Source organism: Aurantimonas marianensis, from assembly GCF_024195285.1.
Lineage (GTDB): Bacteria > Pseudomonadota > Alphaproteobacteria > Rhizobiales > Rhizobiaceae > Aurantimonas > Aurantimonas marianensis.
Map to the genome: position 1 here is coordinate 1 of NZ_JALHBS010000090.1, position 20,911 is coordinate 20,911.

The 20,911-nt window shown below is 63.7% G+C and carries 16 protein-coding genes and 1 pseudogene; 8 read left to right on the plus strand and 9 right to left on the minus strand.

Translation table 11 applies throughout. The features are described from left to right. Nucleotides 1-304: pseudogene (glnA, locus tag MJ956_RS14530) on the plus strand (glutamine synthetase); the annotation flags it as partial. A gap of 564 nt (nt 305-868) precedes the next feature. On the opposite strand, the gene ldtR reads toward glnA, so the two are convergent. Then, a complete protein-coding gene (gene ldtR, locus MJ956_RS14535; RefSeq protein WP_253965161.1) occupies nt 869-1,378 on the minus strand; it encodes a transcriptional regulator LdtR in 510 nt (169 codons plus the stop codon). Nucleotides 1,379-1,536: 158 nt separating this feature from the next. After that, complete coding sequence (locus tag MJ956_RS14540) at nt 1,537-1,959, minus strand: DUF6163 family protein (RefSeq protein WP_253965162.1); 423 nt, start codon at nt 1,957-1,959, stop codon at nt 1,537-1,539. Nucleotides 1,960-2,298: 339 nt separating this feature from the next. Here MJ956_RS14540 and hemB point away from each other — a divergent pair, with 339 nt between their 5' ends. The 5 genes from hemB to MJ956_RS14565 all read left to right on the plus strand — a co-directional run bounded on the left by hemB (nt 2,299) and on the right by MJ956_RS14565 (nt 7,550). Then, complete coding sequence (gene hemB, locus MJ956_RS14545; RefSeq protein WP_253965220.1) at nt 2,299-3,264, plus strand: porphobilinogen synthase; 966 nt, start codon at nt 2,299-2,301, stop codon at nt 3,262-3,264. Nucleotides 3,265-3,361: 97 nt separating this feature from the next. Then, nucleotides 3,362-3,832, plus strand: a complete 471-nt coding sequence (locus MJ956_RS14550) for an RDD family protein (protein ID WP_253965163.1) — start codon at nt 3,362-3,364, stop codon at nt 3,830-3,832. An 81-nt stretch (nt 3,833-3,913) separates the two neighbouring features. Further along, the gene (locus MJ956_RS14555) at nt 3,914-5,740 is read left to right on the plus strand and encodes an SLC13 family permease (protein WP_253965164.1); all 1,827 of its coding nucleotides are present in this window, start codon (nt 3,914-3,916) and stop codon (nt 5,738-5,740) included. Nucleotides 5,741-5,756: 16 nt separating this feature from the next. Further along, the gene (locus MJ956_RS14560; protein ID WP_206455067.1) at nt 5,757-6,506 is read left to right on the plus strand and encodes an arginyltransferase; all 750 of its coding nucleotides are present in this window, start codon (nt 5,757-5,759) and stop codon (nt 6,504-6,506) included. 117 nt (nt 6,507-6,623) lie between these two features. After that, nucleotides 6,624-7,550: a DMT family transporter gene (locus tag MJ956_RS14565; RefSeq protein ID WP_253965165.1), complete on the plus strand. Its 927-nt coding sequence runs from the start codon at nt 6,624-6,626 to the stop codon at nt 7,548-7,550. A 57-nt stretch (nt 7,551-7,607) separates the two neighbouring features. Here MJ956_RS14565 and parC read toward each other — a convergent pair whose 3' ends face one another. Next, nucleotides 7,608-9,860 (minus strand): DNA topoisomerase IV subunit A, encoded by a 2,253-nt coding sequence (parC, locus tag MJ956_RS14570; RefSeq protein ID WP_253965166.1) that lies wholly within the window; start codon nt 9,858-9,860, stop codon nt 7,608-7,610. A 214-nt stretch (nt 9,861-10,074) separates the two neighbouring features. Between parC and MJ956_RS14575 the strand changes: the two genes are divergently transcribed. Then, nucleotides 10,075-11,256, plus strand: coding sequence for a hypothetical protein (locus MJ956_RS14575; protein ID WP_253965167.1), 1,182 nt, complete (start codon nt 10,075-10,077; stop codon nt 11,254-11,256). Nucleotides 11,257-11,335: 79 nt separating this feature from the next. On the opposite strand, the gene aspS is transcribed toward MJ956_RS14575, so the two are convergent. After that, nucleotides 11,336-13,123, minus strand: coding sequence for an aspartate--tRNA ligase (aspS, locus tag MJ956_RS14580; RefSeq protein ID WP_253965168.1), 1,788 nt, complete (start codon nt 13,121-13,123; stop codon nt 11,336-11,338). Between the two features lie 185 nt (nt 13,124-13,308). Here aspS and rnd point away from each other — a divergent pair, with 185 nt between their 5' ends. Continuing rightward, nucleotides 13,309-14,466 (plus strand): ribonuclease D, encoded by a 1,158-nt coding sequence (rnd, locus tag MJ956_RS14585; protein ID WP_253965169.1) that lies wholly within the window; start codon nt 13,309-13,311, stop codon nt 14,464-14,466. Nucleotides 14,467-14,476: 10 nt separating this feature from the next. Here the strand turns inward: rnd and MJ956_RS14590 are convergent, their stop codons facing one another. The 5 genes from MJ956_RS14590 to MJ956_RS14610 all read right to left on the minus strand — a co-directional run bounded on the left by MJ956_RS14590 (nt 14,477) and on the right by MJ956_RS14610 (nt 20,895). Next, nucleotides 14,477-16,036 carry a Ppx/GppA family phosphatase gene (locus MJ956_RS14590; protein WP_253965170.1) on the minus strand — a complete coding sequence of 520 codons (1,560 nt, stop codon included), beginning with the start codon at nt 16,034-16,036 and terminating at the stop codon, nt 14,477-14,479. Further along, complete coding sequence (locus tag MJ956_RS14595) at nt 15,984-18,230, minus strand: RNA degradosome polyphosphate kinase (protein WP_253965171.1); 2,247 nt, start codon at nt 18,228-18,230, stop codon at nt 15,984-15,986. The genes MJ956_RS14590 and MJ956_RS14595 overlap by 53 nt, the downstream gene beginning before the upstream one ends. Nucleotides 18,231-18,346: 116 nt before the next feature. Then, nucleotides 18,347-19,060, minus strand: coding sequence for a P-loop NTPase family protein (locus tag MJ956_RS14600; protein ID WP_253965172.1), 714 nt, complete (start codon nt 19,058-19,060; stop codon nt 18,347-18,349). A gap of 12 nt (nt 19,061-19,072) precedes the next feature. After that, the gene (locus MJ956_RS14605; protein ID WP_253965173.1) at nt 19,073-20,242 is read right to left on the minus strand and encodes an AI-2E family transporter; all 1,170 of its coding nucleotides are present in this window, start codon (nt 20,240-20,242) and stop codon (nt 19,073-19,075) included. Further along, nucleotides 20,239-20,895 (minus strand): CDP-alcohol phosphatidyltransferase family protein, encoded by a 657-nt coding sequence (locus MJ956_RS14610; RefSeq protein ID WP_341482732.1) that lies wholly within the window; start codon nt 20,893-20,895, stop codon nt 20,239-20,241. The genes MJ956_RS14605 and MJ956_RS14610 overlap by 4 nt, the downstream gene beginning before the upstream one ends. Nucleotides 20,896-20,911: the final 16 nt, after the last annotated feature.

Genomic DNA, 20,911 nt, shown 5'->3' on the forward strand with positions numbered 1-20,911 from the left:
CCTCGCCTTCGCGGCCATGCTGATGGCGGGTCTCGACGGCATCAAGAACAAGATCCATCCCGGCGCCGCCATGGACAAGGATCTGTACGATCTGCCGCCGGAGGAACTGAAGGAAATCCCGACGGTCTGTCGTTCGCTTCGCGAGGCGATGGAAGCCCTCGACAGCGATCGCGACTTCCTGAAGGCCGGCGGCGTCTTCGACGACGACCAGATCGATGCGTTCGTCGACCTGAAGATGGCGGAGGTGCTGCGGTTCGAGATGACGCCGCATCCGGTCGAATTCGACATGTATTATAGCGTCTAGCTTCGGCGCCCCGGATCGAAGGATCAGCCGTCTTTTCGAGGGGCTGGAGCTGAGCGATGGAAAATGGCTCGGATTGTGGGGCGGAACGCCCCCGATCCGAGCCATTTTTCTATGCGAGCACCATCCGGCAATTGCCCTTCGGCACCGTGGCGCGGTCCGGATATATGTTCGCGACGTACCGCATGATCCTCTAGGGACTGTGGCGCGGCGATGTCGGAAGCTCTTCCCGGGAACCAGTGCCAAAGGGGCGGCTGTTGGGCGCGCGTGCGAGCCTCGCCAATGAACGCGGACATTTCGTTATCCAGCGGTCAAATTCGAAGGCCGCCGGGCTATGCGGGGACGATGAACCCGCCTCGGGCAACACTGCGTGGAGGCGGCATGGAAAACGCTTGTTCCCATGGCACCGTCCATGAAGCATGATGAAGAGCTTCAGGCAGTGCCAAGGTCTGAAGTTCCCCCATAACCGCGGGCACGCCAGTCTACGACGGAGCCGACCTGCCGAGCCTCAGGGGCGCACGCCATACCACGGAGTAGATCGGACCACGGCGAATTCCACGCTTCTCACTAGAGGCGGTAGAGGATCTGATCGTTCCAGAAACGATCGAGCCGCTGCAGCGAGCGGTTCATCTTCTGAAACTCCTGCTCGTCGAGTCCGCCGACCTTGTCGATGGAGCCGATGTGGCGGTCATAGAGTTCCGCGACGATGGCCGCGACGGCCATGCCCGCCTCGGTCAGCGAAACGCGCACGGCGCGGCGGTCCACCCGCGACTTCTGATGATTGATGAAGCCGAGATCGACCAGCTTCTTGAGATTGTAGGAGACGTTGGAGCCCAGATAGAAGCCGCGGCTGCGCAGTTCACCGGCGGTCAGCGTGGAGTCGCCGATATTGAAGAGCAGCAGCGCCTGCACGGCGTTGATGTCGGTGCGACCGTTGCGATCGAACTCGTCCTTGATGACGTCCAGAAGCCGCCGATGCAGCCGCTCGACCAGTTGCAACGTTTCGAGATAAAGCGACTTCAGTTCGTTTTTCGCCGAGGGCTGCGTGGCGACTTCGCTCTTGATCTGCGCGTTCATAGTATTGCTCCGATGTTGTCTTGATGGATGTTCTATGTCGACCCCATCTTGAGAACCAATCTATGCGACGCATCTAAAATTCGACTTAAACCGCAGGCTTAATGCAAGCTTACGCTCACCCGAACAATTTTTTTGCTTAACAAGACCTCTCCCGTCGGTCAGTAGCCGCGGGCCAGCCGGCGCTCGCGCCAAGCCAGAAAGCGGAGAATGCCAAGCAGAGACAGACCCGATGCATGAAAGGCGAGCCGCAGCAGCCCGGACCCGAAGAGCTCGGGAAAGCCGAGATACATGACCGCCTCGAGCATCGCGATCAGGATCCAGACGACCGAACCCCAGCCCACTGTCATCCACAACCCGATGCCCGCTACCGGATAAAGCACCGCCAATGTCGGAGCGGTCAGCTTCCACCAGATCGGCATCAGGTCGAAGCGCGCGAGAGGGCCGGCTTCGATGCCGACAAGCCGAATCCAGTAGCCTACACCCGCGACGAACATGGCAATCGCCGATACGCGGCAGAGCCATGTGATCAGGCTGCGAGTCAGGCTCCCGACCTTGTCTTGCGGCGCAAGTCCGATCGTCACATCTTCCCTTTCCCGGCCTGCGAATGGAACCCGGTCGCAATTACCCCGCGAAAACGGTCGACAATCGAGACCGGTGGCGAGGAATCGGCGATATGTCCATTCGTAGCCGGACCCTATTGTCGCGCGGCCGACCCCGTCAATCTTGAACTCGCGCGTCTGACCGCATAGGCAAATCCGTGTTGGCGCCTTGTGGACCTTGTCCGCAGCAGCAGGTGAGACACCCGCATACGATTGCGCAAGACCAAGAACGAACAAAGGACGGACACCCCCATGACTCAGCCGAGCGGTTCCCTCCCTTCCATAAGCGAACGGATCGATGCCGCGACCGGCGGCCTGAGAATGCGGCGGCTGCGGCAGGCGGACTGGTCCCGGCGGCTGGTTCGGGAGACCGCTGTCGGGGTTGATGACCTGATCTGGCCGATTTTCGTGCGCGACGGCGACGGCGAGCCGGAATCCGTGCCCTCGATGCCGGGCGTATTCCGTCTCTCGGTGGAAGGCTGCGTCGATGCCGCGCGCCGAGCGCGCGACCTCGGCATTCCGGTCCTCGCGCTGTTTCCCTACACCGACGCCTCGAAGCGCGACGAAGGTGGTTCGGAGGCGCTGAACCCAGCCAATCTCGTCTGCACCGCAAGTCGGGCGATCAAGGCCGCCGTGCCCGATGTTGGCATTCTTTGCGACGTCGCCCTCGACCCTTATACGAGCCATGGCCATGACGGCCTGCTGGTGGGCGATCGCATCCTCAACGACGAAACGGTGGACATGCTCTGCCGCCAGGCGGTCGTGCAGGCGGAGGCCGGCTGCGACATCATCGGGCCCTCCGACATGATGGACGGCCGCGTCGCCTGCATCCGAGCCGCGCTCGACGCGGCCGGCCATCGCGATACACTGATCATGTCATATGCGGCGAAATACGCCTCGGCCTTCTATGGGCCGTTTCGCGACGCTGTCGGCTCGGGCTCCATGCTCAAGGGGGACAAGCGGACCTATCAGATGGACTACGGCAATCGCGACGAGGCGATTCGCGAGGCGGCCCAGGATATTGCCGAAGGCGCCGACATGATCATGGTCAAGCCGGGCATGCCCTATCTCGACGTCGTCGCCCGCCTGGCGGGCGAGCTCGGTGTGCCGACCTTCGCCTATCAGACGTCGGGCGAATATGCGATGATCATGGCGGCGGCCCAGAACGGCTGGCTCGACGGCGATCGGGCGATGATGGAGAGCCTTGGCGCCTTCAAACGGGCGGGGGCAGCCGGCGTGCTGAGCTATTTCTCGCCAAAGGCCGCCGAAGCGCTGCGCCGCCGCTGAGCCCTCCTTCGGGAAGGTGTCGGCACGTTGCGCCAATGCGATCCCCTCCCCATCTCAGCCTCACGCAACCAAGATGAATGACAGAGGGCCTGCCGTGATGGACCGAACCGCGAACCTGTCGAAGGATTTTTCGACCACCGATCTGGATTCGCCGCGCCTTTACGAAGGCGTGCGGACGCGCCGGATCGCTTCTTTCGTCATCGACTATGCCCTGGTGCTTTTCCTGTCGGTGCCCGTCGCGATTCTCATCTTTCTTCTCGGCATCGTCACGCTGGGAATTGCCTGGGGCCTCTATGCGGTTCTGCTGCCCTTGATCGCGATCGTCTATATCGGCTTCACGATGGGCGGAAACAGGCAGGCGACCCCGGGCATGCGTTTTGCCGGCGTCCACGTCGCGCGCCTCGACGGCGAACGCGTCGACCCTGTCCTCGCCGTCCTGCATGGCGTTCTGTTCTGGGCCTCGGCCTCGGTCCTGACCCCGCTCGTTCTGCTGGTCAGCCTTTTCACTGGTCGCAAGCAGCTGCTGCACGATCTTCTGCTGGGCACTGTCGTCGTCCGCGATCGCTGAGCCAGGACAGAAAGAGACGCAGGTTGCCAACGGGGTAGCGGAGAACGATAAGGTTCCGCGGGCAACGGAACGCGGCGCCACATGGATTCGATACACGTCTGGGCCACCTATCTTCTCATTCTGGTGAGCGTGGTCGCCTATGCATGGGAGCGATGGCCGATCGAGGCCGTCGCGGCGGCTTCGCTCAGTGCCTTCCTGCTCCTCTTCGCAATCGCGCCGTATCGGGATGCCGCGGGCTTCGCGGTCACGAGCGGCGACCTGCTTTCGGGATTTTCCAATCCGGCTTTGATCACGGTGCTCGCGCTGCTGATCGTCGGACAGGGACTTTTCGCCACCGACGCCATGGCGCAACCGACGCAGTGGCTGACGGAGATCGGCGGCTCCGTCGGCGCGCGCGCCATCGTGATTGTCCTTCTCAGCGCGGCCTTGCTTTCGGCATTCCTCAACAACACCCCGGTCGTCGTCATCTTCATTCCGATCCTGACGATGCTCGCGACCCAGCGCGGCATCTCGCCGGCCCATGTCTTCATGCCGTTGTCCTTCCTGTCGATTCTCGGCGGCATGACGACGCTGATCGGTTCGTCCACCAATCTTCTGGTCGCGGGTGTCGCCGCCCGATCTGGCATCGAGATCGGCTTTTTCGACATCACCGTTCCGGGTCTCGTGATCGCGATCGTCGGCGGAATCTACGTGATCCGGTTCATGCCGCGCATCCTCACACCGCGGCAAGGATCCGAGGGCCGCGTCGCGGATGCCGGCGGCAAGCAGTTCCTCGGCGAGATCGACATCACCGAGGGCCACGCCTTTGAGTGGCTCACCGCGAGAGCGGGCCTGTTCCCGGGTCTCGGCGATCTGATGCCGCGCATGATCCTGCGCGGCGAACGAACGATACTACCGCCCTTCGACGACATCACGCTGGCGGCCGGCGACCGTTTGATCGTGACGGCGACGCGGCGCGCCTTTTCCAAGGCGCTGTCCACCGGCAATCTGACGGTCAAGACGCTGGACCCCTCGGCGGAAACACTGAGCGACCAGACCAACAAGATCGGCCCCGACATGGTCATGGCGGAGGCGGTGGTCGCGCCGGGATCGCGCTATGCCGGCCGCACGATGCAATATTCGGGACTGCGCACCCAGTTCGGCATCACGCTCTTCGGCCTTCAGCGCAAGAGCCGTATGGCGCGTTCCGCGCTGTCGGAAATACGGCTGGAGCCCGGCGATACCTTGCTGCTTTGCGGTCAGGCGAGCGCGATCGCGAAGCTGAGGGGCAACCACGACCTGCTGCTGCTGGAATATTCCGCCCAGACGATTCCGCAGAGCGCCAAGGCGGGCCTCGCCGCGTCCATCTTCTTCGCCATCGTCCTCATGGCGGCGACCGGCGCCCTCCCCATCGAGGTGCTCGCGGTCGTCGGCGCCCTCCTGATGGTCGCCACCGGATGCCTGACGGTCGGCGAAGCGGCGCGCGCGTTCGATCGATCGATCTTCATGCTGATCGGCGCCTCGATCGCCGCCGCGGTAGCACTGGAACGAACGGGCGGCGCCGCGATGATCGCCGAGGCTGCCGTCGCGGCCCTGGCAGGACTGACGCCCTGGGCCATCCTGTCCGCCCTCTTTCTGGTCATCGCGATCATGACGAATCTGCTATCCAACAACGCCACTGCCGTTCTTTTCACGCCAATCGCGCTCGATCTGTCGCGACGACTGGGAACCTCGCCGGAGGCGTTTCTCGCCTGCGTCATCTTGGCCGCAAACGCGTCCTTCGCAACGCCGATCGGCTATCAGACCAACCTCCTGGTCATGGGGCCGGGGCGCTATCGCTTCATCGACTTCGCCAAAGCCGGTGTTCCCCTCGTGATCCTCGTGTGGTTAACATTCTCGATCGTGGCACCATGGTATTATCCACTCTGAGGGAGGCGCTTCGGCAGTGACAGTTCATCACCCGCAAACGCCGCAATTCTTCCTCACGTCGCCCTCCCCCTGCCCGTATCTCACAGGTCAGGCCGAGCGGAAGGTGTTCACGCACCTAGTCGGCGAGCGCGCCCCGAGCCTGCTCGACCTCCTCAGCCAGGGCGGATTCCGGCGAAGCCAGAACATTGCCTACAGGCCGGCCTGCGAATCCTGTCGAGCTTGCGTTTCCGTCCGCATACTGGTCGACGAGTTCAGGCCGAGCCGCTCTATGCGCCGAATCTTGGCGCGCAACCAGGATCTGGTCGGCCGTATGGGCATGCCGGCTCCGTCGAGCGAACAGTATTCGCTGTTTCGCCGCTATCTCGACGATCGGCATACCCATGGCGGGATGTCGGAGATGAGCGTCCTGGACTACGCGATGATGGTCGAAGACAGCCAGGTCGACACGCGGCTGGTCCAATATCGCCTGCGGGGACCGGATTCGTTCTTCAGCGAGCAGTCTGACGGCGATCTCGTCGGCGTCGCGCTCAGCGACGTGATGGGCGACGGAATGTCGATGGTCTACTCGTTCTTCGAGCCGGAGGAGAGGTCCAGAAGCCTGGGCACCTACATGATCCTCGACCATATCGAGCGGACCAGGAATCTCGGCCTGCCCTATCTCTATCTCGGCTACTGGGTGAACGGCTCGTCGAAGATGGACTACAAGATCCGGTTTCAGCCGCAGGAGCACCTGATGCCCAAGGGCTGGGAGCGCTACGCTGGCTGAGCGGCGCGTCGTCGGATGCGCATTTCCGGCCGCCGTGTTTCGCCGTCGCTCGCGAAACTGCTAAGGTGAAGCGTATCGGCACGATCCGGCGGCGCCCCTCGTTCATTACGGAATTTTATGTCTGTCCCGCCGCAAGCGAGTGTATCGTCGTCGTCATCCTACGCGCAGGGCCTCGCGCTTGTCGGGTTCGGTGGTTTCGTCCTGTCTTTCGATATTCCGCTCATCCGGTTGTCGGAGAGCGCCTTCTGGACCGTCCTGCTGGTGCGCGGCGCCCTCACCTGTCTTGCGGCGGTGCTCATCTGGCGGATCGACCGCGCGCTGTTCCCGCGCGGCCAGAAACTGATCGCCGGGCGCGCGGGGCTTGTTGTCACGGGCATCTATTCTCTCGCGGCCGCGAGCTTCGTCTTTTCGGTCTTCAACACGAGCGCCGGCAACGTCGTCTTCATCCTTGCCTTCAATCCGATGTTTTCGGCGATCCTGTCCTGGCGGCTGGTCGGCGAGCGGCCGTCGACACCGACGCTGCTGGCCATTCCCGCAACCCTCTTCGGCGTTCTGCTGATCATCGGAGCCGGCTTCGAGACCGGTAACTGGATGGGCGCCCTCGCCGCGCTCGCCACCGCCTTTCTTATCGCACTCGCGATCACGCTTGCCCGACGCAGCCGCACCGACATGCGTTACGCCGCGGCGCTCGGCGCCTTCCTGCCGGCGCTGATCGCCGTTCCGTTCGTTGCCGCCGAGGGCATCCATTCCGAAGCGATCGGTTGGCTGGCGCTGAATGGCGCGGTGATCATTCCGATCGCGTTGATCTGCCTCGCGCTCGGGCCGATGTTCGTGCCGGCGCCGATCGTTTCCATGGCCTATCTGGTGGAGACCGTCCTCGCGCCCGTCTGGGTCTGGATGGTGTTCGCCGAGCGGCCGACGGATTTGGCGCTTGCCGGCGGCATCGTCGTCGTCGGGACGCTCGTGGTGCACTCACTCGTCGAACTCGGCCGCGCGCGGCGATCCCGGCGGCGCAGCATAGCGGTCGCATCCCGCCACGTGTGACGGGAGCGACAGGCGCTCACTTCGTCAGCGATCGAGTCGACGCGATGCCCGGCGACCTCAGCCGTCGAACTTGTTGGTCTTTGGAAAGCCCTTCGGCACCAGACGGCCGGCCTGCGCCCGGTCGCCGCGCCATTCCAGCAGCTCGGCTTCGGAGCGAGTGAACATCCGACCGGCGGAATCCGACCACACCAGGCCGCCCGCCATCCGGAAGACCTTGGCGTCCGAGACCCCGCCATCCTTGTAGCGCTGCAGCCGCACGCCCTTGCCGCGCGTCATCTGCGCCACCTGCGATAGCGGGAAGACCAGCAGCTTGCGGTTCTCGCCGACGATCGCGACGTGATCGCCCTCGCCGACCGTCGGTGCCAGCGACAGTGCGGTCTTGCCCGAAAGGTTCATCAGTTGCTTGCCCTTGCGCGTCGCCGAGAGCATGTCGGCTTCCGCCACGACGAAGCCGTTCCCGTCGGACGAGACGAGCAGACGCCGGCGGTCTGGATCGGCCACGAAACCAATGGCGATGTCCTGCTCGTCGTCGAAGTCGAAGGCAAGACGAATCGGCTCGCCCTGCCCGCGCCCGCCCGGCAGCTTGTCGGCGCCCAGCGTGAACGCCCGTCCGCCCGTCGACAGAAACAAAAGCTTGTCGGTCGTCATGGCATGGAAGGCGAGCTTCAGACCGTCGCCTTCCTTGAAGGTCAATGTCGAGAAATCCGCCAGATGCCCGCGCATGCCCCGCAGGAAGCCCTTTTTGGACAGAACGACGGTCACCGGCTCCTTCTCGATCAGCGCGACGGCGATGTCGTCGAGTGCCCGGCTGGGCGCGTCGGCGAAGAGCGTGCGGCGGCGCCCGAGTCTGGTCTTCTTGGAATAGGTTTCGAGGACGTCGCGGATCTCGCCGGCCACCGACGACCATTGCTTGTCATCGGAGGCGAGAAGCGCTTCCTTTTCGGCTTTCTCTTCGGTGAGCCTCCCGAACTCGCGTCGCAGCTCGAACTCCTCCAGCTTGCGCAAGGAGCGCAAACGCATGTTGAGAATCGCCTCGGCCTGCACGTCGGTCAATTCAAAGGTTCGGATCAGCACCGCCTTCGGCTCGTCCTCCTCGCGGATGATCCGGATCACCTCGTCGAGGTTGAGAAAGGCGATCAGATAGCCGGCCAGCACCTCCAGGCGCCGCTCGATCTGCCCGAGCCGATAGCGGGCTCGCCGCACCAGCACTTCGCGCTGGTGGGCGAGCCACTCGCTCAGCACCTCCCTGAGCGACATGACCTTCGGCACCTTGCCGCCGGACAGGACGTTCATGTTCAGCGGGATGCGCGATTCCAGATCGGTCAGCCGGAACAGCGATTCCATCAAAAGTTCCGGATCGACGGTCCGGCTCTTCGGCTCGATGACGACGCGCACGTCCTCGGCGGATTCGTCGCGAATGTCGGCAAGCAGCGGCAATTTGCGCGCTTGCAGCAACTCGGCGATCTTTTCGATCAACCGCGACTTCTGCACCTGATACGGGATTTCGGTGACCACCACGACGTAGCCGCCGCGGCCCTGATCCTCCTTCTCCCAGCGGGCGCGAACCCGGAACGAGCCACGGCCGCTGTCATAGGCCTCGCGAATCTGCGCGGGGCTGTCGACGATGACACCGCCGGTGGGAAAATCCGGCCCCTGCACGAAGCGCAGCAACGCATCGGTCGAGGCGTCCGGATTGTCGATCAGCTTGAGCGCGGCGTCGCAGAGTTCGGCGGCGTTGTGCGGCGGGATCGACGTCGCCATTCCGACCGCGATGCCTGACGAGCCGTTGGCCAAGAGATTGGGGAACGCCCCCGGCAGGACGATCGGCTCCTGATCCTCCTCATTGTAGGTCGCGCGGAAATCGACCGCGTCCTCGTCGAGGCCGCGCAGGAGCAGCGTCGCGACGTCGGTCATGCGCGCTTCGGTGTAGCGCATCGCCGCCGGGCTATCGCCATCGACATTGCCGAAATTGCCCTGACCGTCGATCAGCGGATAGCGGATGGCAAAGTCCTGGCTGAGTCTAACCAACGCATCGTAGATGGACGCGTCGCCATGGGGATGGAACTTGCCCATCACGTCGCCGACGATGCGGGCGCATTTCTTGTAGCCCTGGCCTGGATCGAGCTTCAGAACGCGCATGGCGTGGACGATCCGTCGATGAACGGGCTTCAGACCATCGCGAACATCGGGTAACGCCCGCCCCATGATCGTCGACAGCGCATAGGCGAGGTAGCGCTCCTCGAGTGCCGCCTTCAGGTCGATCGCTTCGATGTTGCCACCGCCCGACGGCGGCTCTACAGCCTTGCCCATGGGGCTGGTCTAGGACACGATGGCGACCGGAACAACACCGGAACGTGGTTATTCAAGCATTTGTGGGCGACGAGCGCCGGCACGGACGCCCTAATTCCGTCGCTTGCCGCCCCTCCCCTTATCGCGAGGGGCCTTCCGACCTACAATATGCGCGACACCGGCCCACCTTTTCATCGCGCCGCCGCGCGCCCGGGTTCAAGCGAAAGGTTCTCTCATGCTCGCCAGGACACGCATTTCCCTCGCCACGACGACGCTGCTGCTGCTGGGCTCAACGTCGGCATTTGCGGTCGACGCCGATGCCTTCGCCCAGCGGCTCAAGGCCGTGGCGCAGAAGCAGAACATGTCGCTCAGCTTCGACAGCATTGAAGCCGAGGGCGAAAATGTCGTCCTGAAGGGCGTTTCGGGCGGCGAGGCCGATGAGAATGGCAAGGTCGCCGAGATCACATTCGAGAACGTCTCCGGCTCGACCGCTGACGGTTGGGACGTCGAGCGGATCGCGTTTCCCGACTTCGACGAGACCGAGGATGGCGTGCGCACGCGAATCGGCGGGGTCGTGATCGAGGGCATGGAACTGGTCGGCACGACTGCAACCGACGTGCCGGCGGCAATGAAGTTCTCCGACTTCTATTTCCAGGGCGCCTCGATCGGCTCGTTGGAGGTCGAGAAGGACGGGAAGACGGTCTTCAGCTTGGCGGATGCGTCCCTGAACAACGAGATCGGCGACGACGGCACCTTCACCGCCGATTTCGATTTCGGCGATTTCACCGCCGACCTCACCACCGGGGAAGACGCCGAAGCCACCAAGGCGGTCCAGGAGATCGGTTACGGTAAGCTCAGCGGGACAATCGCCGGTTCCGCCACCTGGAACCCGACCAGCGGCCTCCTCGAACTGGACCCGTTCGACATCGAGGTAAAGAACGCCGGCGACCTGTCCGTCACCTATGGAATTTCAGGCTACACGCCAGCCTTCATCGAATCGCTGCAGCAATTGCAGCAGCAGATGGCGGCCAGTCCGGATAATCAGCAGGCATCCGGCATGGCGGTCATGGGGCTGATCTCGCAGCTCTATCTAAACTCGGCCGAGATCACCTTCGTCGACGATTCGCTGACCGGCAAGCTGCTCGACTACTACGCGGGGAAAAACGGACAGACGCGCGAGCAGCTGATCCAGGGGCTCACCGGCATGTTGCCCATGTTCCTGTCCTACCTGCAGAATCCCGAATTCCAGAAAGCCGTCACCGATGCGGTGACGGCCTATCTCACCGATCCGAAATCCTTGTCGATCAGTATCGACCCCGCCAATCCTGTACCCGTGACGCAGTTGATCGGCGCGGCGATGGGCGCCCCGCAGACGCTGCCGAGCGTTCTCTCACTCACCGTCAGCGCCAACGACTAGGCGCTGGCGGTACCAATAGAGCCGATCGCCGGTCCCGTGATCGCTTGCCTGGGCGCCGTTCGCGGAGGCAAGCGATCGATCAGCTTTTTGCCGCGGGAGCCAGACGCAGGCCAAGTTCGCGCAGCTGGGCCGGACTCGCCTCATTGGGCGCGCCCATCAGCAGGTCATGCGCCTGCTGGTTCATCGGGAACATGGCGATCTCGCGCAGGTTCTTGGCGCCGCACAGAAGCATGACGATGCGGTCGACGCCCGCTGCCATACCGCCATGGGGCGGCGCGCCATACTGGAAGGCCCGGTAGAGACCGCCAAAGCGCTCCTCGACCGTCTCCTTCGAATAGCCGGCGATCTCGAAAGCCTTCACCATGGTCTCGGGTAGGTGGTTGCGGATGCCGCCGGAGGCGATCTCGAAACCATTGCAGACGATATCGTACTGGAATGCCTTGATCGCCAGCGGCTCGTCGCTCTGCAGCGCTTCCATGCCGCCTTGCGGCATCGAAAAGGGATTGTGGGCGAAATCGACCTTCTTCTCCTCTTCCTGCCATTCGTAGAAGGGAAAGTCGATGATCCAGGCCAGTTCGAACCGATCGCGATCGACGAGGTCCAATTCTTCGCCGACCCGCATCCGCGCGGCGCCGGCGAAGGCCGCAAAGGCGTCCGGCCGACCGGCGACGAAGAAGCAGGCGTCGCCCGCCTCGAGGCCGAGTTGCGTGCGCAGCGCCTCGGTGCGCTCCTCGCCGATGTTCTTGGCGAGCGGTCCGGCACCGGACAGCCTGCCCTCTTCTTCGCGCCAGAAGATGTAGCCGAGGCCCGGCTGCCCCTCGCCCTGCGCCCAGGAGTTCATCCGGTCGCAGAAGGCGCGCGAGCCGCCGGTCTTCGCCGGGATCGCCCAGATTTCGACCGCCGGATCGTTGGCGATCATGTTGGCGAAGACCTTGAAGCCCGAACCGGCGAAATGTTCGGTGACGGCCTGCATCTCGATTCGATTACGCAGGTCCGGCTTGTCGGTGCCGTATTTGCGGATCGATTCGGCATAGGGAATGCGTCGAAAATTCTGGCTGACAGGCTTGCCGTCGGCAAAGCTCTCGAACACGGTGCGGATCACCGGCTCCATCGCCTGCAGGATGTCCTCCTGCTCGACGAAGCTCATCTCGACGTCGAGCTGATAGAACTCCCCGTAAAAGCGGTCGGCGCGCGGGTCCTCGTCGCGGAAGCAGGGCGCGATCTGGAAATACCGGTCGAAGCCGGACATCATGATCAGCTGCTTGTATTGCTGCGGCGCCTGCGGCAGCGCGTAGAACAGGCCGTTGTGCAGCCGAGACGGCACCAGGAAGTCGCGCGCGCCCTCCGGCGAGGAAGCGGTCAGGATCGGCGTCTGGAACTCGAAGAAACCCGCGTCGCCCATCAACTGGCGCATTTTCGAGACGATCTGCGTGCGCCGCATCATGTTCTTGTGCAGCGTCTCGCGGCGAAGGTCGAGGAAGCGGTATTTCAGCCGGATGTCCTCCGGATACTCCGGTTCTCCGAACACCGGCAGGGGGAGTTCCTTGGCGGGCGACAGCACCTCGATCTCGCGGGCGAACACCTCGACCGCGCCGGTCGGCAGCTTGGCGTTGACGGTTTCGTCCGAGCGCGCTTTCACTTCCCCATCGATGCGAATGACCCATTCACCACGCACCGTTTCCGCCACCGCGAAGGCCGGCGAGTCGGGATCCACGACCACCTGCGTCAGGCCGTAATGGTCGCGCAGGTCGATGAACAACAGGCCGCCATGATCGCGGATTCGATGGGCCCAGCCGGACAGGCGGACGGATTGGCCGACATCGTCCTTGCGAAGGGCGGCGCAGCTGTGACTGCGATAGCGGTGCATGGCATTCTCTCTTGGATCTGGCTCGGGTCCGGCCGCGGGTCGGCGTGCGAAGGCACGGTTTCGCGGCTCGATTGAATCGCCGGGGACAAGCGCATGCAGCTTTCGTCCTGTCAAGATTTCACCGGCGGTGTGCCGCATCCGCCTTTCGCCCGGCCCCGCGATCGGGCTAAGGGTACCGGATGCAAATGATCACCACGACCGCTGACCTTGCCAAGGCCTGCACTGACCTCGCCAGCGCCGACTACATCACCGTCGACACCGAGTTCATCCGCGAGACGACCTTCTGGCCGGAACTCTGTCTGATCCAGATGGCTTCCGACCATCTCGCCGTACTCGTGGACCCGCTGGCCGATGGAATCGATCTGGCGCCGTTCTTCGCCCTGATGGCCGATGAGACCGTGGTCAAGGTGTTCCACGCGGCGCGGCAGGATCTGGAGATCGTCTACAAGCTCGGCGGCATCTTGCCCAAACCGCTTTTCGACACCCAGGTCGCGGCGATGGTTTGCGGCTTCGGGGAATCGATTGCCTACGACCAGCTCGTCGCGCGGACCACGGACGGGCGGATCGACAAGACCTCGCGTTTTACGGACTGGCGCCGCCGCCCGCTCAGCGAGCAACAGCTGGCCTATGCGCTTGCCGACGTCACCTATCTGCGCGACGTCTATCGCGAGTTGAGCCGGCAGCTGGAGGCCGACAATCGCGGCCACTGGCTGGCCGAGGAAATGGCGATCCTGGCGGACCCGGCCACTTACGACCTGCATCCGGACGATGCATGGAAGCGGCTTAAACTTCGGGTGCGCAAGCCGATCGAACTGCAGGTGATGAAGGAACTCGCCGCCTGGCGCGAACGCGAGGCGCGCGACCTCGACAAGCCGCGCGGACGTATCCTGAAGGACGACGCGATTTACGAAATTGCCCAGCAGCAGCCGGCTGACGAACAGGCGCTCGGCCGCCTGCGGACGATCCCCAAGGGCTTCGAGCGTAGCGCCGCCGGCCGGGAGATCGTGGCGGCAGTGAGCCGCGCGCTGGCGGTGCCGAAATCGGATCTTCCTCCCATTCCCCGCTCCCGGCAACTGCCCGAGGGCACAGCGGCTGCGGTCGAATTCCTGAAGGTCCTGCTGAAGATCGTCGTCGAGGAAAAGGGCGTCGCCGCCAAGATGATCGCGTCGGGCGATGACCTGGAAAAGCTCGCCTGGAAGGGCGAGGACGCCGAAATCGCGGCGATGTCGGGCTGGCGCAGGGAGATTTTCGGCGAACGAGCGCTCGGGCTGCTGCAAGGCGAGACGGCCCTCGTCTATCGCAATCGCAAGGTCGAAGTTGTCGCGCTTGAAGGGAACGCGTGAGGCGGCGCGGCTACCGCACTTCCATGCGCAGCGTCTTGTCGACGGTCCTGGCGAATTGCTGAAGTCGGCCTTCGGGCCGCTCCCCGATCAGCGCGGCAAGCGCGCGCGGGATCACCAGCGTGAAACCCCCGCGCGGATCCTGCGCCCATTTGACCTGATCGAGTACGCCCGGCATCGACGCCGTCAGCAGATAGCTCACGCGGAACAGCGATGCGAGAATGCGGGCACGCGTCATCAGCCGATCCTCGATCAGACGCTCGAGTTCGGGCAGTTGCACCTGCTCGAAGCTGCCCTCGTGCCGGTAGTAGTTGGTGAGGCCGAGATAGGCGCGGCCACGATGATCGACCGCCGGAAACGCGGCATGGGCGATGATCGAGAGGGATTGCTTGCCGCGATAGTCCGGATGTGCGCGCCAGCCGATATCGGCGAGCAGACAGGCGGCTTCGCGCAGCCGCTCCTCGTCCTCGGTTTCCTCGATTCCGAACGCCTCGAAGGTCCGTTGGCTCCATTCGACGAGTTCCAGCGCATGGGCGGGCGAGCGGGACCGCAGGATCGATAATTCGCGCGCCGCTTCGATCAGCGGATCCCTGGCCTTCTCGGCATCCGGTAGCAGCGAATAAAGATAACCCTCGCGCACGCCGAGCGCCGACATCACGATCTTCGACGGCTTGAGGTGACGCAGCACGCTTTTCAGCGCGACGGCGCCGTAGGCAAGTAGTGGCCGGCGCGACTTGGAGACCGCGCCGATTCCCGGCAGTTTCTCCGGATCGCCGCGCACGATAGCGTCGAGGAAGTCCTCGATGCCGACGGCGTCGATTTCGTAACCATGCATGACATGCAGGGGGTATTTGGTCTGCGCCATGTGAAGCTTGGCCAGGTTGCGCCATGTACCCCCGACGGCGAAGAAGGGCCGCCCCTCGCCTTTTCCGGCGAGACCGCAGGCGGCAAAATGGCTATCGGCGATCGCCTGCGCCCGCGAAAGATCCCCTTCCGCCAGGTCGCGCAGACGCAAACCGCCGAGCGGCAAGGTCAGCCCTCCCTCGAACTGACCGCCATGGATGTCGACCAGTTCGAGACTGCCGCCGCCGAGATCGCCGCCGATGCCGCTGGGCGAATGGAAACCCGCGAGCACGCCCTCGGCCGCATAGCGGGCCTCGTCGGCCCCCGAGAGGATCACGATCGGGGACCCGATCGCTTCTTCCGCCGCGACGATGAAATCCGGTCCATTCTGGGCTTCGCGCGCGGCCGCTGTCGCGATCGGATGAAGTTCGACGACATTGGCCTGCTCGGCAAGCTTGCGAAAGCGCCTGAGCGCGGCCAACGCGCTATCGATGGCTTGCGGATCGAGCCGGTTGCTCTGGGTCAGCCCCTTGCCCAACCCGCTCAGTACCTTTTCGTTGAACAGAACCGTCAGGGTCCGGCAATTGCCTTCGTAGATGACCAGACGAACGGAGTTCGATCCGATATCGACGACGCCGACGGGTTGGCGGTCCTGAAGCCGGCCCTGCGCCATCGGCTCAGTCGAAACGCGCGTGGTCCGCGCGCTGCCGCGCGATGAGTTTTGGGGCATCCGTTTTCAGTGCTTTCCCGCGCCCCGAAAGACTCGGATTGGTCATGAAGTAGCGTTGGGCGTTGAACGGCTGTTCGCCCGGTGAGGGGACGATATGGCGCGACGTCCCGTCGGCGGCTACCGACCAGCTCTGCTGATTGTCGAGAATGTTCCCGAGCATGATCTGCGATAGCACCTGACTGTGGACAGTCGGCGTGGTGATGGGCACCAGTGTCTCGACCCGGCGGTCAAGATTGCGCGGCATCATGTCGGCCGAGCCCATATAGACGATCGCGGCCTCGGAGGGCAGTCCCTGCCCGTTACCGAAGCAGAAGATACGGCTGTGCTCGAGGAAGCGGCCGACGATCGACTTGACGCGGATGTTGTCGGACAGGCCGGGGACACGCGGTCGCAGACAACAGATGCCGCGCACCACGAGATCGATCTCGACGCCCGCCTGGCTCGCTCTGTAGAGCGCGTCGATGATCGCCGGATCGACCAGCGAATTCATCTTCATCCAGATCTGGCCCGGACGCCCCGCCCGCACATGAGCCACTTCGCCCTCGATGAGACCGACGATGCGGCTGCGCATCGTCAGCGGCGAGATCGCGAGCTTCTTGACATCGGCCGGTTCGGCGTAGCCGGTGATATAATTGAACACCAGCTGGACGTCGTGCGCGATGTCCGGGTCGGCGGTGAAGTAGGATAGATCCGTGTAGATCCGCGCGGTGATCGGATGATAGTTGCCCGTTCCGATATGGACGAAGTTGACGAGCTTTCCGTCTTCCCGCCGAACGATCAACGATAGCTTGGCGTGAGTCTTCTTCTCGATGAAGCCGAAGACCACCTGGACGCCCGCCCGCTCGAGATCGCGAGCCCAGCGGATGTTGGCCTCCTCGTCGAAGCGCGCCTTCAATTCCACCAGCGCCGTCACGGACTTTCCGGATTCGGCGGCATCGACCAACGCCCGCACGATCGGGGATTCGTTGGACGTGCGATAAAGCGTCTGCTTGATCGCGATTACGTTCGGGTCCTGCGCCGCCTGCCGCAGGAACTGCACCACCACGTCGAACGATTCGTAGGGGTGATGAACGATGATGTCCTTCTCGCGGATGGCGGCGAAACAATCGCCATTGTGCTCGCGGATGCGCTCGGGAAAACGCGGGATGTAGGGTTTGAACTTCAGATCGTCGCGCGGCAGTTTGCAGATCTGCGAGACCGAGTCGAGCGCCAACATGCCGTCCATGACCGAGACGCGCGCCTCCGGCACCGCGAGCTCTCCGGCGACGAAGTTGCGCAGCGCCGCCGGCATGACCGAGTCGAACTCGATCCGGATCACGGACCCGCGCCGTCGCCGTTTCAAGGCGCTTTCGAAATGGCGGACAAGATCCTCGGCCTCTTCCTCGACCTCGATATCGCTGTCGCGGATAATCCGGAAGGTTCCCGCGCCCTTGACCCTGTATCCTGGGAATAGCCGGCCTATGAACAGGGCCACGATACTCTCCAGCGGCACCAGGCGGATGAGCCCCTTGTCGGTCGGCGGCATCTCGATGAATCGCTGCAGCGCCGGCGGCAGCCGCAAAAGCGCATTCATCGGTTGTGAATCACGTTCGCGTAAAAGGGCGAGCGCAATCGAGAATCCCAGATTGGGAATGAATGGAAACGGATGCGCCGGGTCGATCGACAGCGGCGTCAGGACCGGGAAGATCGTCTCGTCGAAATGCTTCTCCAGCCAGGTCCGGTCGTCGCGCTTGAGATCTCCGGCGCCGACGATCTGGATGTGCTCCTGCCGAAGCTCCTTGACGAGCTGCGCAAGGGAGGCCTGTTGCTCCTCCTGAAGATGCTCCACATCGTCGAGAATCCGGTCGAGCTGTTCCTGCGGCGTCAGGCCGTCGATGCTGCGGACGGTGATTTTTTCGCGCACCTGACCGGCGAGACCGGCCACCCGGACCATGAAGAATTCGTCGAGATTGTCAGCCGAGATCGACAGGAAGCGAACGCGCTCGAGCAATGGATGCGAGACGTTCTGCGACTCTTCGAGCACGCGCCGATTGAACTGAAGCCACGAAATCTCCCGATTGATAAAACGGTCAGCCGGCAACTCGCTCTCGGCAGCCCGATCAACCTTCGCGGCTGCCTCCACTTCCGCCGGCGGTGTCTCCAGGATGACGGAAGCCTCCGAGAGGATCGGCGGCGTTTCGTCCGTGTCCGGCATGTCGGCCGGGAGCTCAACGGCCGTTTCCCGTGGCCCTTTCGCAGCGCCGTCAGCCGGCTTGCGCGCACGGGGTTTCCTCGATTTTGTCCGGGGCGTCGGTGATGCGGTATCCATGATCAGTCCTCCGTCGCGACCGGGTAGCGGGCCGGCACGACTGCCTGATGACGCACCGCTTCACTCTCGCGGTCAAGCACCCGCTTGAGAAGACGCGTGCTGATGCGCTCCTTCGATGCCAAGGCCTCGCGATCGACGGCCGCGACGACGCGGCGGGCCGAATCGAGCGAACGTTCCATGCGCTCGGCCAGATAGCGGACCATCCGCGGCGCTATGTCGAGCTGGCGATCGGCGAAAAGCTTGACCAGGACGCCGGCCAAGAGGTCATCGTCGGGGGCTCCGAGCTCGGCGACCGTCGCCGCGCAGAGGCGCGAGCGAAGATCGGAAAGCACGAACGCCATCCCCGCCGGCGGCGTCCGGCTTGTCGCAAGCACGCTCCCGGCACCCAGCCGCGCGGCGTTGACGAGGCTGAACAGGTCGGTCTCCGACAAGCGCGAGCGGTCGAGATCATCGACGACGATGCGAAATCCTGGCTCGGCGAGCCGGGCGACCAGACCGCCCGGCTCCGCGGTCCGCGCGCCGGCCCGTTCCGCCCACACATTCGCGAGATGCGTCTTGCCCGCTCCGGGCGGTCCCACGATCAACAGCACCGAATGCCGCCAATGCGGCCAGCTGTCGACCGCTTCGATGGCGAGCCGGTTGGACGGCGAGACGACGAGATCGTCCCGTGCGAGCGAAGCGGCGTGGGGGAGGTCGAGGGGGAGTTGCGACGGCATGGCGGCCTCGCCCTATTCCCCGACGCCCTGACGAGGGGCACCTTTGGTCACCGATGTCGGCGCCGAGAATTCCTCGGCGGAGACGCGCATGGTGTCCTCCACGGGAGCGGGCCGGCCATAATACATCTCGCTCTGCAAGTATTGCGCGATCGCGAAGCGGGCCAGAACGCCAACGGCCGCGGCAGCGGGAACGGCGATCAAAAGTCCGACGAAACCGAACAGCGCACCAAAGGCGAACAACGCGAACATCAGCCAGACCGGATGCAGGCCGACCGACGCCCCGACCAGTTTCGGCTGCAGGATATTGCCCTCGAAGAACTGCCCCGTGAAAAAGATCGCCGCCACCGCGACGATCCAGATCCAGTCCGGCCAGAACTGGACCAGCGCCACCCCGACGGCGAGTACAAGACCGACGGTCGAGCCGATATAGGGGATGAAGGAGATCAGACCTGCGAAAAGGCCGATGAGCAGCCCGAAATTGAGCCCGGTGAGCGTCAGTCCGACGGCATAGAACGTCCCCAGAATCAGACAGACGCTGCCCTGGCCGCGCACGAACCCGGCGACCGAACGGTCGATGTCGCGCGCCAGATGCCGAACGGTCGTAATGTGCTGGCGCGGTATCCAGGAATCGACCTTGGCGATCATCCGATCCCAGTCGAGCAGGAGATAGAAGGCGACGACCGGCGTCACAACGAACAAGGCCACGAAATTGACCACGGCCAGCGACGAAGTCCAGACGGAACCGAGGAAGGACGTGATGAACCCCGTTCCTTCACTGACGATATTGGCGAAATCCTGCTTCAGGGTGGTTTCATCCCCGGAGAACAGGAACGCCAGCGGCCCGGTCCGCGCGGCGGCGGCCAAGCCCTGCAGACGATCGAGATAGTCGGGCACGCGCGCCGCAAAGCTTGCGGTCTGGCTGCCGATAACCGGTACGAGGATCAGGACCGCCGCGGTGAAGATCGCCGCGAAAAGGACCAGAATAACGACAGTCGCCGCAACCCGCGAAAAGCCGTGGCGCTCGAACCAGTCCGCCACCGGATCGAGGAAATAGGCGATCACCATACCGAGCACGAAGGGTAGGAGGATGGCGGAAAAGAGCCATAGCAGCAGCACCAGCAAAAAGGCGGCAATGCTCCAGAACAAGACCTGCCGGCGGATCAGCGCACTTCGGTCGCTCATGTCGGATCGCCTTCCTCGCGCTTCGGATCATCGTCGGATGCCATGTGCCGAAGCCATTCGACGAGATAGGCGGTGGCGGATAACCCGGTCAAGACCGCGGTGATCGCGACGAGAACGAGGATCAATCCGCCGAGAGACAAGCCGAAAGCGGGCTCGGCAAGAGCCACCGCCGCCAGTACGAGCTGTGCCAAGGTCGTCATTTTGGAGATCAGAAGTGGGCGAACCTTTACCGGCTGCCCCATCACATAGGACAACAGCACCGCGGCGATGATGAGGAGATCGCGGCTGACCACGGCGACGGCCAGCCAGGCGGGCAACCGCCCAAGCAGACCGAGGCCGACGAACACCGTCATCAGCAGCACCTTGTCGGCGATCGGATCGAGATAAAGGCCGAGAGTCGATTGCTGGTTGAAGTGGCGGGCGATCGCCCCGTCGACCGCATCGGAAACGCCGGCTAGGATGAAGATCAGAAAAGCCAGAAGCCAATCGCCCTCGATCAATGCCCAGACTAGGATCGGGACGCCGAGAAGCCGGGCGATCGAGATGAAGTTCGGGACGGTCATGCGACCGCACCAGTATTTGACGAGAACCGCTTGCTCGCTCTCCGACACATCGTGACAATTCCTCGCCTCATGGCACCGGGTCTTGCTCACGTGCCGCTATCATGTC